At 63.6% G+C, this 13,357-nt stretch carries 14 protein-coding genes; 3 read left to right on the top strand and 11 right to left on the bottom strand.

Features of this window, described 5'->3' with window-relative positions:
• Nucleotides 1–552, top strand: coding sequence for a TetR/AcrR family transcriptional regulator (locus tag ASU23_RS31475; RefSeq protein WP_003944561.1), 552 nt, complete (start codon nucleotides 1–3; stop codon nucleotides 550–552).
• Here the strand turns inward: ASU23_RS31475 and era are convergent.
• From era to ASU23_RS31450, 5 genes are all read right to left on the bottom strand, one after another.
• Entirely contained in the window at nucleotides 549–1,466 is a 918-nt protein-coding gene (gene era, locus ASU23_RS31470) for a GTPase Era (RefSeq protein ID WP_003944451.1), read from the bottom strand. The two genes, ASU23_RS31475 and era, sit on opposite strands and share 4 nt — an antisense overlap.
• A gap of 24 nt (nucleotides 1,467–1,490) precedes the next feature.
• Nucleotides 1,491–2,795, bottom strand: coding sequence for a hemolysin family protein (locus ASU23_RS31465; RefSeq protein WP_058039411.1), 1,305 nt, complete (start codon nucleotides 2,793–2,795; stop codon nucleotides 1,491–1,493).
• A gap of 21 nt (nucleotides 2,796–2,816) precedes the next feature.
• A complete protein-coding gene (gene ybeY, locus ASU23_RS31460; protein ID WP_003944525.1) occupies nucleotides 2,817–3,359 on the bottom strand; it encodes an rRNA maturation RNase YbeY in 543 nt (180 codons plus the stop codon).
• A gap of 48 nt (nucleotides 3,360–3,407) precedes the next feature.
• Entirely contained in the window at nucleotides 3,408–4,409 is a 1,002-nt protein-coding gene (locus ASU23_RS31455) for a PhoH family protein (RefSeq protein WP_223304543.1), read from the bottom strand.
• 199 nt (nucleotides 4,410–4,608) lie between these two features.
• Nucleotides 4,609–5,304 carry a TetR/AcrR family transcriptional regulator gene (locus tag ASU23_RS31450; protein WP_007731067.1) on the bottom strand — a complete coding sequence of 232 codons (696 nt, stop codon included), beginning with the start codon at nucleotides 5,302–5,304 and terminating at the stop codon, nucleotides 4,609–4,611.
• Nucleotides 5,305–5,432: 128 nt separating this feature from the next.
• On the opposite strand from ASU23_RS31450, the gene ASU23_RS31445 reads away from it, so the two are divergent.
• Nucleotides 5,433–7,037 (top strand): MFS transporter, encoded by a 1,605-nt coding sequence (locus tag ASU23_RS31445; protein WP_054187677.1) that lies wholly within the window; start codon nucleotides 5,433–5,435, stop codon nucleotides 7,035–7,037.
• Here ASU23_RS31445 and ASU23_RS31440 read toward each other — a convergent pair.
• From ASU23_RS31440 to hrcA, 5 genes are all read right to left on the bottom strand, one after another.
• The gene (locus ASU23_RS31440; protein WP_042924086.1) at nucleotides 7,029–7,805 is read right to left on the bottom strand and encodes a S9 family peptidase; all 777 of its coding nucleotides are present in this window, start codon (nucleotides 7,803–7,805) and stop codon (nucleotides 7,029–7,031) included. The genes ASU23_RS31445 and ASU23_RS31440 overlap by 9 nt on opposite strands.
• Nucleotides 7,806–7,819: 14 nt before the next feature.
• Nucleotides 7,820–9,058: an Ig-like domain-containing protein gene (locus ASU23_RS31435; RefSeq protein WP_054187678.1), complete on the bottom strand. Its 1,239-nt coding sequence runs from the start codon at nucleotides 9,056–9,058 to the stop codon at nucleotides 7,820–7,822.
• 123 nt (nucleotides 9,059–9,181) lie between these two features.
• Entirely contained in the window at nucleotides 9,182–9,943 is a 762-nt protein-coding gene (locus tag ASU23_RS31430) for a 16S rRNA (uracil(1498)-N(3))-methyltransferase (protein WP_058039410.1), read from the bottom strand.
• Nucleotides 9,944–9,945: 2 nt separating this feature from the next.
• Nucleotides 9,946–11,097, bottom strand: a complete 1,152-nt coding sequence (dnaJ, locus tag ASU23_RS31425) for a molecular chaperone DnaJ (protein ID WP_003944460.1) — start codon at nucleotides 11,095–11,097, stop codon at nucleotides 9,946–9,948.
• Between the two features lie 80 nt (nucleotides 11,098–11,177).
• Entirely contained in the window at nucleotides 11,178–12,221 is a 1,044-nt protein-coding gene (gene hrcA / locus ASU23_RS31420; protein ID WP_003944583.1) for a heat-inducible transcriptional repressor HrcA, read from the bottom strand.
• A gap of 157 nt (nucleotides 12,222–12,378) precedes the next feature.
• On the opposite strand from hrcA, the gene ASU23_RS31415 reads away from it, so the two are divergent.
• Entirely contained in the window at nucleotides 12,379–12,702 is a 324-nt protein-coding gene (locus ASU23_RS31415; RefSeq protein WP_003944521.1) for a type II toxin-antitoxin system VapB family antitoxin, read from the top strand.
• Nucleotides 12,703–12,728: 26 nt separating this feature from the next.
• Here ASU23_RS31415 and ASU23_RS31410 read toward each other — a convergent pair whose 3' ends face one another.
• Nucleotides 12,729–13,349: a hypothetical protein gene (locus ASU23_RS31410; protein ID WP_058039500.1), complete on the bottom strand. Its 621-nt coding sequence runs from the start codon at nucleotides 13,347–13,349 to the stop codon at nucleotides 12,729–12,731.
• Nucleotides 13,350–13,357: the final 8 nt, after the last annotated feature.

Below are 13,357 nucleotides of genomic sequence, written 5' to 3'. Positions count from 1 at the left end.
ATGAGTAACCGGGACGTCCGCGCGCGAATACTCGACGCCGTTCTGCACGTCGTCGGTACCGACGGCATCCCGGGTGTGAGCAACCGGCGCATCGCCGCGCAGGCCGGCGTCTCACTCGGATCGATCACGTATCACTTCGCCAGCCAGTCGGACATGCTCCGCGCTGCTCTGTCTCGTTTCGTGACAGACGAGACGACGCGCCTGCGCGCCTTGGCCGAGGAGTACCGCGACAAAGGTCTGAGCGTCGAGGACGCCGCGGCAATAGCCGAAAAGGTGACGCGAGATCTTTCGTTCTCGGCCGAGCGGATCGCGCCGTTCGAGATGTACATCGCCGCCGGGCGCGACCACGAACTCCACGAAGTCGCCGTCGAATGCTTCGCCGCCTACGACGATTTGACCGTCACGATTCTGACGGCACTCGGTGTACCTGATCCGGAGTCGATTGCATCGACGCTCGTCGCCGTCATCACCGGCCTCCAACTCCGACGCCTGGCCACCGGCGTCGACGAGCAGGACATCGGCGCGGCGATCCTCAGGGTCCTCCGGCCCTAGAAGCCCAGCCGGCCGAGCTGCTTCGGGTCGCGCTGCCAGTCCTTGGCGACCTTGACGTGCAGCTCCAGGAAGATCCGCACACCGAGCAGCTTCTCGATCTGCAGGCGCGCACTGGTACCGACTTCCCGCAGACGCGCTCCGCCCTTACCGATGACGATGCCCTTCTGACTGGGCCGCTCGACGTAGAGCAGTGCATGCACGTCGAGCATCTCGCCCTGCTTCTCGGTGCGTCCCTCGCGCGGAATGACCTCCTCGATCACCACAGCCAGGGAGTGCGGCAATTCTTCGCCGAGCCCCTCGAGCGCAGCCTCACGGATCAGTTCGGCCATGAGCACCTCTTCGGGCTCGTCCGTCAGTTCCCCGTCCGGGTAGAAGGCCGGGCCCTCGTCCATCAGACCGGCGAGGACGTCGACCAGGATCTCGACCTGTTCACCCGACTTCGCGGACACCGGAACGACCTCGGATTCGGGGCCGAGCAGGGTGGACAACGCGAGCAACTGCTTTCCGACGGCGTCGCGGCTGACCTTGTCGATCTTGGTCACGATGCCGACAAGCTTGGTCTTGGGCGCCATCTGACGGACCTGCTGCACGATCCAGCGGTCTCCGGGCCCGATGGCCTCGTCAGCCGGGATGCACAGGCAGATGACGTCGACCTCGGAGTACGTGTCGCGAACCAGGTCATTGAGGCGCTGCCCGAGCAAAGTGCGGGGCTTGTGCAGTCCAGGGGTGTCCACCAGGATCAGCTGCGCATGCTCGCGGTGAACGATGCCGCGAATCGTGTGGCGCGTCGTCTGCGGGCGCGAGGACGTGATCGCGATCTTGCTGCCGACCAACGCGTTGGTCAGCGTGGACTTGCCCGTATTGGGTCGACCCACGAAACACACGAAGCCTGACCGGAATTCGTTCTTGCTCATAACTGCTCCTCGCTGAACTCTCGCTCAGTCATCGGTGTCTTCTGTCTCTTCGTCTTCGGACGGCGGGATGCGCTGCACGAACACCGTGCTGATGCGTACCCGGCCTCGGCCCGTATTGGTTCCCTCGCCGCGCAGGATCAAACCGTCGTACTCCACTTCGGAACCGGGAAGTGGCACTCGGCCGAGTACGTATCCGATCAGCCCGCCGACGGTCTCCACCTCGTCGAGTTCGAGTTCGAGATCGAACAATTCACCGAGGTCTTCGATGGGAAGTCTCGCGGATACGCGGAACATTCCGTCACCGAGATCCTCGATGGGCGGCGTCTCGTCCTCGTCGTACTCGTCGGCGATCTCACCGACGATCTCTTCGATGACGTCCTCGATCGTGACGAGCCCGGCGATTCCGCCGTACTCGTCGACGAGTATCGCCATGTGGTTGCGGTCGCGCTGCATCTCGGCCAGCAAGCTGTCGAGCGGCTTCGAGTCGGGAACGAAGACGGCGGGCCGCATGACGTCGCAGACGTTGACGTTCCGGCCGCCGTCGGGCAGGTGGTAGGTCTGCTTGACCAGATCCTTGAGGTAGACGACACCGAGCACGTCGTCGACGTTCTCCCCGATGACCGGCAGGCGCGAGTGACCACTGCGGACGGCCAACGACGTCGCCTGCCCGGCATTCTTGTCGTTCTCGATCCACACCATGTCGGTGCGCGGCACCATCACCTCGCGTGCCGACGTGTCTCCGAGCTCGAAGACGGACTGGATCATTCGGCGTTCTTCGTCGGCCACGACGCCACGTTCCTGCGCCATGTCCACGAGTTCACGCAACTCGATTTCCGACGCGAACGGGCCGTTGCGGAAGCCCTTACCCGGGGTCAATGCGTTACCCACGAGGATCAGGACGCGACTGATCGGCCCGAGCAGAACCCCGATCCACAGCAGTGGCAGCGACGCGGCCATCGCGATGGAGTACGCATGTTGGCGCCCAAGCGTTCTCGGTCCGACGCCGATGACCACGTACGAGACGAGAACCATGATCACCGCGGTAACGGTCAGCGCCCAGCCCATCGAGAGGACGTCGATCAGGCCGCCCACGAGTACGACGGTGGCCGTGATCTCGCACAAAATGCGAAGCAGGACCATCAGATTCACGTATCGCGGACGATCGGTCAGAATGCGTTGCACTCGCGCGGCGCCGGCTCGCTCTTCCTTTGCCATCTCGTCGATCCGCGCCGACGAAATGGTGTTGAGCGCCGAGTCGACGGCCGCGAAGACACCACCGACCGGGACAAGAGCAATCGCCAGAACAAAGAGCGCTATGGCGCTACTCACTACAGAACCCCCGGATAACTGTTATCGGTCCACTCCGTCGACGAAACCGGTCTTACCGAGCAGCTTCTGATCGCGTTCGGCCAGTGCTGCTTCGCGGTCGATACGGCGAAGGTCTTCGTACCACTCTTCGAGGAGGCTGTTCTGCAAGCCGAACATCTCCTTCTCCTCTTCCGGCTCCGCATGGTCGTAGCCGAGAAGGTGCAACACACCGTGGACGGTCAGGAGGGCAAGTTCGTGAGCCAGTGAATGCCCGGCCTTGTCAGCCTGATCCGCGGCAAAAGACGGACACAGCACGATGTCGCCGAGCATCGACGGCCCCGGCTCGGGGGAATCGGGACGGCCACCCGGCTCGAGTTCGTCCATCGGGAACGACATGACGTCGGTCGGACCCGGCAGGTCCATCCAGCGAACGTGCAGATCCGCCATCGTCGCGGAGTCGACGAGAACCATCGACAGCTCGGCCGCCGGATGGACATCCATCCGAGCGATCACGAAACGGGCAACGCTGATCAACTCCGGTTCGGAGATGTCCATGCCCGATTCGTTCGAGACCTCGATGCTCATGTGCGACGCTCTTTCCTGGGAAAAGTAGGGGTTGATGCGTCGCTCAGCCTACCGTCGCGGTGAATGAGCATGTGCAGCGCGGCGCTGCGCCCGGTTTCCGACCGCCAACTCGCCGGACCGATCCGATTCGTGACGCTCGTAAGCGTCGACGATGTGAGAGACCAGCCGATGACGTACGACGTCGCTGCTGTCGAGAGTGGCGAAATGAATATCGTCGATCCCGGTGAGGATTTCGGATGCCGCGCGCAGACCCGAACGGGCCCCGCCCGGCAGATCGACCTGGGTCACGTCTCCGGTGACCACGATCTTGGAACCGAACCCGAGGCGGGTCAGGAACATCTTCATCTGCTCGGCCGTGGTGTTCTGCGCTTCGTCCAAGATGATGAAGGCGTCGTTGAGCGTCCGGCCACGCATGTAGGCGAGCGGAGCGACCTCGATGACTCCGGCCTGCATCAACTTCGGAATCGCCTCGGGATCCATCATGTCGTGCAATGCGTCGTGCAGCGGGCGGAGATACGGATCGATCTTCTCGTGCAGCGTGCCGGGCAGAAAGCCCAGTCGCTCCCCGGCCTCGACTGCCGGCCTGGTCAAGATGATCCGAGAGACCTGCTTGGCCTGCAACGCCTGAACGGCCTTGGCCATGGCGAGGTAGGTCTTGCCGGTACCGGCCGGGCCGACTCCGAACACGATGGTGTTCTCGTCGATGGCGTCGACGTAGCGTTTCTGGTTGAGGGTCTTCGGCCGAATCGTCTTGCCCCGACGCGAAAGAATGTCGAGGGAGAGCACCTCGGCCGGAGACTCGCCGACCTCGTTGGTGAGCATGCCGATGGTTCGTCGAACAGCGTCCGGAGCAATGGGCTGCCCCCGACCGGCCAGCGACGCCAATTCACTGAACACACGTTCTGCCAGCGCCACGTCTGCAGCCGTCCCCGACAAGGAGATGGTTCCGCCACGTACATGAATGTCGGCACGAAGCTCACGTTCGATCGCGGTGAGATTCTCGTCCGTCGCCCCCAGGATTTGACGCACGGTCTCCGGCGCCAGATCCATACTCGAACGGACGGTGCGCTCTGCGGGCAGAGCGCGCTCGGTGATGGTGGTTACACGGTTCCCGTCGAGTTCACTGTGTTCACTCACGTGGTGAATATGGCCTGCTTTCTGGTCCGATCAGCCCACTCGACTCGTGAGCCTCGATACTTCGAAGTCTAGCGCCAGAGTCGGACACGGCCCACTTGTTAATCGTCCCGGCCTAATCCTCGCGGCGACCGGACGGCAGCGATTCGCGGATCCACTCCGACGCTTCGGCGACGATCTCGGAGCTTCTGTCCGGACTGATACCCGCGATGACCAGGCACACGGCGGCAAAGGATTCGCCCGAGTCCGTGATGAGCCCACTGTTGGCCTGATCGAACAAAGTGATCGTGATCGCCTCGGTCATCGCTACCAGAGTCTCGGCCGGCAGGTATTTCGAGAAGGTTCCGTCACGCTGACCGCGCTCGACGACGCTGATACTCACGGCGCGCGCGGGCTCCATCAGATCGAGAATCCGCTGCTCCCCCAACTCTTTGCGAGCAAAGCTGAGCAGCATCCGGAAGCGATCACCGACCGGCCATGACAGCAATGCCAGTACGGCAGTCGCCAGATCCGGGCGCTCGGGCGGCTCGCCGGCTTGGCTCAGCGCAGCTACGAGATCGGTCGACGCCTCGTCCACGATGCCGTTGATCAGCGCCTCTCGGCTGTCGAAATGCGCGTACACGGTTCGCCTGACCACACCGGCGGCCTTTGCGACGTCGTCCATGCTCGCATCCGGATCAGCAGCAAACGCCGTGATCGCCGCCTCGATGATGCGATTGCGATTGGCCGCGGCCTGACTACGACGCTGCCGTCCGCCCGATTCGGCAGTTCCCGAAACGACTGTGCCCGAATGCGTCAACGCGCGTTCCACCTCTTTCGACTGCCCAACTGTGATCTAGGTCAATCATAGTTGCACATCGGTGTGCAAGTTATTAACTTACACATCAGTGTGCAAATAGATCGAGGAGTGTCTTCGATCATCAGGAACGGAGTCGCGTCATGACGACACTCATGAGCAAACCTGTCTCGGAGATGGACCAGCCGTACTCACGGCGGTGGGCCGCGCTCGGGGTGTTGTGCCTGAGTCTGCTGATCGTCGTGATGGCGAATACCGCGCTGATCGTCGCGGCGCCGGACATGACCAGAGACCTCGGCCTCACCAGCACGCAACTTCAATGGGTCATCGACGGCTACACCGTCCCCTACGCCGCATTGATGCTGCTGTTCGGCGTGATCGGTGACAAGTACAGTCGCCGCGGCGCACTTCTCGCCGGACTCGCCGTGTTCGCCGGCGGCGCCGTCTTCGGCAGCATCGCGGACACCACCAACGCCGTCATCGCGGCACGAATGATCATGGGCGTCGGCGCCGCGATCATCATGCCCGCGACGCTTTCGCTTCTGGTCGCTACCTTTCCCAAAGCGGAGCGATCACGCGCCATCGCGGCGTGGGCGGCGACGTCGGGTCTCGCGATTGCACTCGGTCCGCTGTTGGCCGGATGGATTCTCGACAGTCATTCCTGGAGCATCACTTTCCTGATCAACGTCCCGATCGCCGCAGTCGCTGCCGTCGCCGCCGTAATTCTGGTGCCGCCGAGCAAGGCCGAGCACCTGGGCCGGATCGACTGGATCGGCGGCGCACTCTCGGTGGTCACCATCGGCTCGCTCGTGTACTCGATCATCAACGGATTCCACTTCGGGTGGACCGGCGGACCCATCGGTGCCGCGGTACTCGCTGCGATCGGCCTCGTCTCGTTCGTCGTCTGGGAACTGCGTCACCCGCAGCCACTGCTCGACGTCCGTAAGCTCGGCCAGCGCATGGTCGGCGGCGCGACGCTCGCCGTACTTCTGCTGTTCCTGGCCGCCTTCGGCGCCATCTACTTCATCTCACAGCAGTTCCAGTTCATCCTCGGCTACGGCGCACTCGAAACCGGTGTTCGTTTGCTGCCCTTGGCAATTGCCGTTTCGATCGGCGCCGTTGTCAGTGGGCGGATCACTCCGCTGATCGGCGTCCGGGCGTCCATCGTCGGCGGCATGGTGGTCGCCGCGATCGGCGTTCTGATTCTCACGCAGGTCGACGGCGATTCGGGCTACTGGATGTTCGCAGTCCCACTGATCCTGCTCGGCCTGGGCATCGGTCTCAGCGAACCGCCGGCCACCGACGCCATCATGGACAACTTCTCCGAGGACGATCTCGGTGCTGCGGGTGGCCTCAACGACACCGCCATCGAACTCGGCGGCTCGCTGGGTATCGCGATCCTCGGCTCGATCCTCGCTGCGAGCTACAAGGATTCGATTGCCGGATTCATCGATGGAATGCAGGTTCCGCAGTTGACGGGCGAACTTGCGCAACAGGCCGCGTACGCGATGGAGGTGTCGGGCGAATCCGTCGGCGGCGCTTCGTTGGTCGCCGAAGAGATGGCAGGCAACCCGTTGGCTGCAGCTCAGGCAGGGCCGTTGCTCGACGCCGCAGGCAGTGCCTACGCCGACGCGATTTCGGCGGCCAGTTGGGCGGGCGGTCTTGCACTGTTCGTGGGGGCAGTTGTCGTGGCGTTCATCCTGCCGGGCAAGAAGGCCCCTGTGGAAGTGGACCCCGCGTCAGTCTGACGTGCTCGGAGCCAGCGGGTCTTCGGCGAGAACCAACTCGCGGGAGACCCGCCACGACTCGGTCGAGGGTGAGAGAAATGCGTCGTGTCCTTCGCCCTCGATCACACGCAGTGCCACGGGATCACCAGCCGCTTCCGCGGCTTTCGCGTACCGGGAGCTCACCTTGGCCGGCACCTGCAGATCCTCCGCACCCGTGACGCACACAACGGGGACGCCGATCGGCAATCGATGCTGCGGCGACGCACTGCGATACAGATCCGGGTCCGCGTCGAACGGAACGCCGAACAGATCCTCGATGAAGCTGATCCGTCGTCCACGCTCGCCTGCCGACGCCAGATCGAGTGCGGCCGCCTGTGCGATGACCCGTTCAGGCCGGGTAAACGTGTCCTTCTCCCCCGCCAGCCACACTGCAAGATGTCCTCCGGCCGAATGCCCGAGCAAGCGAATCTGATTCAGATCCAATTCGGCCGAGGACTTCCCGGCAACCAGTCCGGGGATTTCGTCGTACGCCGTTTTCACGTCGGCGGACATCTCCGGCCAACCACCGCCCGCCCCGAGACGGCGGTATTCGATGTTCCACACCGCGACGCCGTGCCGCGCGAGTTCGACGGCAAATGCGGTGCCCAGAGTCAATCCGTACTGCCCGCTCCAGAAGCCGCCGTGGATCTGCATGACGACCGGGATCGGGCCGTCAGCGACTCCGTCGGGAACGTAGAGATGCCCGAACTGCTGCTCGTGTCGGCCGTACGGAATCTTGAATCGAGGCACCGAGGAAATCTATCTCAGGCGAGGGCGCTGCCTGCGGCCCAGTCTGCCCAGGAAAGGGTCCAGTCGCCGTTCTGCCACACCTCCAGCGGAGCGCCGCCGGTGTTCTTGATCTCGACGACATCTCCCGGCTGCGAGAAATCGAAGAACCATTTGGCATTGGCCGCACTGAGATTAAGGCAACCGTGCGAGGTGTCGGTGTTTCCCTGCGCCCAGACGGTGCTCTCCAACTCGTGAAGATAGATACCGTCGGTGCTGATGCGGGTGGCCCAGTTGATGGATTCCTTGTAGCCGAGGCGCGAGTTGATCGGCAGACCGTAGGTCGACGAATCCATGATGACGGGGTTGGCCTTGTCCATCACGGTGTACGTGCCGGGCTGGGTCCAGAACGAGAGCGTCGTGCCGCCGATCGTCTCGGTGCCGCCCATTCCCATCGAGGTCGGCATTTCCTTGATCACCTGACCGTTTTCGTAGACGGTCACCATCTTGGTGTTGTCGTCGGCGACCGAGACGTGGGAGTCGCCGATTTTGAAGGACACGGTGTCGTCCTGCTGGCCGTACAGTCCGTTGCCGAGCTGCTTGCCGTAGATGTTCGCATTCACCGAGACCGTCGTGCCTGGTGCGTAGTAGTTCTGCGGTCGCCAGTGAACGTTCTGACCGTCGACCCAGTACCACGATCCCTGTACGGGCGGATTGGTTGTGACCAGCAGAGACTTCTCGGCCGCGGCCTTGTCACCGATCAACTCGTCGAAATGAACGGCGACGACGGTGCCGACACCGTACGTGCCACCGTCCGATATCGAGGCGCCACCGGTGGTGTTGATGTACGCCCGGGTCTGGTTACTCGGCGCGACGGTGGTCAGCGTCGTGTTCTTGGTCGTGGCAACACCATTCGCGTCGACGACGTCGACGACCAGCTTGTAAGTCTTGCCGTATCCGAGTGGTTCGCTCGGTTTCCAGGACGTCTTGTCCGGCGTGGTGATACCGGCGACTTCCTTACCCTCGGGATTGGTCAGCGCGACGGTCGTCAGTGTTCCCTTCGCGACCTGGACCTCGATGGGGTCGAGTGGACTCACCGGAGTTCCGCCGTCCGCCGGTGTGACGGTGACGAGCGCCTCGCTGGTCGGGGTAGTGGTGACGGCGCTGCTGGAGGAACCCGTGTTGTCTCCGGTGGAGACCGTGCACCCCGCGACGAGCATCAACGCCGCCGCGGCACACACCGCTCCAACGATTCGCATATGCGCACGTGACAACATCTGGCCTCCTGAAATCCCCGAACCAACTCACGCCGAAGGCGACCCCCGACGTCCTTACGATAGTGCGCAAATCTGACACTTCGCTGAGCGCCGGATCCGATTCAGCTCGGGATCACAACAAGATCAGTGCAGTGGCCGTGGTCCCCAGCGATCGGTCAGCACTCCGATCGCGCCCAGAGCAACAGCCCCGGCGGTCGACGTGCGCAGGACCGTCGGGCCGAGAAGCACCGGAGTGGCCCCGGCCTCCGACAACGCGTTGATCTCCGAATCGTCCAGCCCACCTTCGGGACCGACAACCAGAAATACCTCGTCCGCGCTCGCCAGCGGCAAACCGGCCAACGGCGTCGTCGCCGATTCGTGAAGCACCGCAACCACAGCGCCGCGGGCAACGGCGTCACGAACCAACGCGATCACCGCCGGCGTCTTGTGCAGTTCCGCAATTTCCGGGACGAACGCGCGTCTGGACTGCTTTGCCGCAGACACTGCCGCACTTCGCCAGCGTGCGACGCCCTTGGCGAGCTTGGGGCCCTCCCACTTGGCGACACAACGCAAGGAATGCCACGGGATCACCGCGTCGATCCCCGCCTCGGTCGCCAGTTCGATGGCCAACTCGGAACGCTCGGCCTTGGGAAGTGCCTGAACGAGGGTCACCAACGGCTTGGGCTGCTCGAGAACCTGAACGTCACTGACCAACAGTTCCAGGCGGTCCTTGCCGACGCTCGTCACCTCGGCGTCGGCCACCCGGCCACGGCCGTCGGCCAACACCAATCGCTCACCGACGCCGATCCGGCGGACAGTGGCCGCGTGGCGACCCTCCTGTCCGTCCAGAACTGCGATTTCACCGACGCCGGGAACCGGGTCGAGAAAGAAGACCGTTGCGGCCACCGTCAGCGGCCGCTGAATGCTTCGCGAAGACGCGAGAACAATCCACCGCTGTTCTGCGAGGCCGTCGAGACAACCTCGGCCTCGTCACGATCGCGGAGCAGCTTGAATTCCTTGAGCAGCTTGGACTGCTTGTGATCGAGACGGCTCGGGATGACCACCTCGAGGTGAGCGTGCACGTCGCCGCGCACTCCCGACCGCAGTTTCGGCATGCCATGACCGCGAAGAACAGCAACGTGTCCGGGCTGGGTGCCTGGCTCGATGGTGATTTCCTTGGGGCCGTCGATGATGGTGTCGACGGTGACAGTCGTACCGAGCGCTGCGTCGACCATCGGAACGCGGATCGTGCAGTGCAGGTCTTCACCGTCTCGAACGAAGACGTCGTGCTGCTGCTCGACGATCTCGACGTAGAGGTCGCCGGGGTGTCCGCCGCCCGGGCCCACTTCACCCTGCGCGGTCAAACGGATGCGCATGCCACCGGCGACGCCCGCGGGAACCTTCACGGTGATGTCACGCTTGGCCCGAACTCGGCCGTCGCCGCCACACTTGTGGCAGGGATCCGGGATGGTCTCACCGGCACCGCGGCACGTCGGGCAGGGACGCGAGGTCATGACCTGACCGAGGAACGAGCGCTGGATGGATTGAACTTCGCCGGCACCGTTGCAGGTCTCACAGCGGACCGGCTTGGAGTCGCCGTTGGTTCCGGCTCCGGTGCAGCTGTCGCACAGAATGGCCGTCTCGACGGTCACGTGCTTGCTGACTCCCGTCGCACATTCTGCGAGGGTCAGCTTGGTGCGAAGCAACGAGTCGGCTCCGGGCTGAACGCGACCGCGCGGCCCACGACCTGCGCCGCCACCGCCGCCGAAGAATGCTTCGAAGACGTCGCCGAGGCCGCCGCCACCGAATCCGCCGCCGAAGCCACCACCGCCGCCACCACCGGACTCGAGCGGGTCTCCGCCGAGATCGACGATGCGACGCTTCTCCGGGTCGGTCAGGACCTCGTAGGCCGTCGAGATCTCCTTGAACTTGGCCTGCGCCGCCTCGTCAGGGTTGACGTCCGGGTGCAGTTCGCGTGCCAGCTTGCGGTAAGCGCGCTTGAGCTCCTGGTCTGTCGCGTTCTTGTCGACGCCGAGCAATCCGTAGTAATCCCGTGCCACGTTGAGTCTCTCGTCCTTCTCTTACTTCTAGGTTTTCCTCAGTCCTCGCGAGGAGGCGTGCCGACGAATGTCGACGTCCGTCATCGCTCGGAGAGAACTTCGCCGATGTATCTGGCAACGGCGGCAACCGATGCAATTGTTCCCGGATAGTCCATCCGAGTGGGTCCGAGCACACCGACACCACCGAAAACGGTACCGGCCGCGCCGTAGCCAGTCGAAATCACGGAGGTTCCGCGCATCTGTTCGACCTGCGTCTCTTCACCGATCTGAACGGTGACCGTGCCGGAGTTCTGCGTCGCAGCGAGCAGTTTGAGGACCACTACCTGCTCTTCCAGTGCTTCGAGCACTGCGCGCAGCGAACCGGGGAAGCCGGCCAGACCGGAGAAATCGGCGGCGTTGCGCGTGAGATTCGAGGTTCCGCCCAGAACGAGGCGATCTTCCGGATGTTCGACCAGGGTCTCGACCAGCACCGTTGCCGAGCGGATCACGGCGTCGCGAAGGTCGGCCGGAGACTCGTCGGCCAGTTCGGCCACGGCAATCGACGCGGCGGCCAGGCGCTTGCCTTCCAGTGCTCCGCCGAGAAGCGTGCGCAACCGGGAAAGGTCTTCGTCTTCGAGGACGTCTCCGAGTTCGACGATTCGCTGATCGACGCGGCCGGAATCGGTGATGAGAACGAGAAGCAGGCGCGCCGGCGTCAAAGCGACCACCTCGAGGTGGCGAACCGACGACGCGGACAGCGACGGGTACTGGACAACCGCGACCTGACGGGTCAGTTGCGCGAGCAGTCGCACACCACGACGCAGAACGTCGTCGAGATCGACACCCGACTCCAAGAACTCGAGGATCGCTCGACGCTCGGGCCCGGACATGGGCTTGACGTCGGCGATGCGATCGACGAATTCGCGGTATCCCTTGTCGGTGGGGACGCGGCCGGAACTGGTGTGCGGTTGGGCGATGTAGCCCTCGGCCTCGAGGAATGCCATGTCGTTGCGCACAGTGGCGCTCGACACTCCGAGGTTGTGACGCTCGACCAGTGCCTTGGATCCCACCGGGTCCTGGGTGGAGACGTAATCGGCCACGATTGCACGTAAGACCTCGAAACGCCTGTCGTCGGTACTCGACATCGTTGCCACCTCCGTTTCCTGAAAAGAACGAACACCGACATTTACACATCGGTTTCCACTGGCAGTCTAATCGCCCGAGCGCCAGAGACGGCTGTTGCCCTTACTGTGGAGTGAGATCGGCGAAAGGTCGATCGCACAACCATGGACAAGGCGGCACATGATCTTCAAAGGCGTGATGGACGGCAAACCGTATCCCGATCACGGACTGTCTCTACGCGACTGGTCGAAGTTCCCTCCACGTCAGGTTCGACTCGACGAGATCGTGACCACCACGAAGGTCCTCGAACTCGATCGCCTGCTGTCGGAGGACTCGACCTTCTACGGCGATCTGTTCCCGCACGCAGTGCAGTGGCGCGGCACTCTCTACCTCGAGGACGGCTTGCACCGAGCGGTTCGTTCGGCCCTGCGAAACCGCGTCGTGCTGCACGCGCGTGTCTTCGACTTCGATGCGATGCCCGGTGTCATCGAGGGCGTCCGCTGACGCTCACGCGACTCAGGCGCCGAGACTCAACCGACGAACGCGAGCAGTGCGGGATTCGGCTGCCCCGGCCAGGTTCCGATGAGCGTCGCCGAGCCTGACACTCGATCTGCGTCGATCACTCTCACCACGGTCAATTCCTGATCTCCCGCGCTGATGATCGTGTCGGTGCCGACTGTCGAGCAGGTCACGGATTCGACGTCCGGTACGGAAGCGCCGGCCGTACCGCTGCCTACTACGTGAGCCGTCACGGGGATGTGATCGGCGGTGTCCGCGAAGACCAGTTCGACTCCGGCCCCACCGGTCAGAATCGCGGTCGCCACCGCGCTGACGTAAACCGGATCACAGCATGCGTCGTACACCCACCGCTCGCCCAGCACCGAATGATCCATGGTTGCGATCAGTGCGGCGTCCGCCCCGGCCAGCGGAGCACCTCGATAAGTGAGCGGGACCTGAAGAATTCGACCGTCGGCAGAGCGCATCAGGTGCGTCTCGATTCCGACCTCACCGTCCGGGTCGTCGAAACGATAGGCGTCGACGCGTTCGAGCGTCGAACAGTCGACCGACCCGAGCCACGGCTGCTTGGGCACCCATGCTCGGAGCAGGTCGTTCTTGGACGGATTCAGCTGCGCACGATGAATGATGGCCACCACGGCCA

The organism is Rhodococcus sp. KB6 (assembly GCF_001445685.1).
Lineage (GTDB): Bacteria > Actinomycetota > Actinomycetes > Mycobacteriales > Mycobacteriaceae > Rhodococcus_F > Rhodococcus_F qingshengii.
This window is presented reverse-complemented; position numbering and strand designations above follow the sequence as displayed.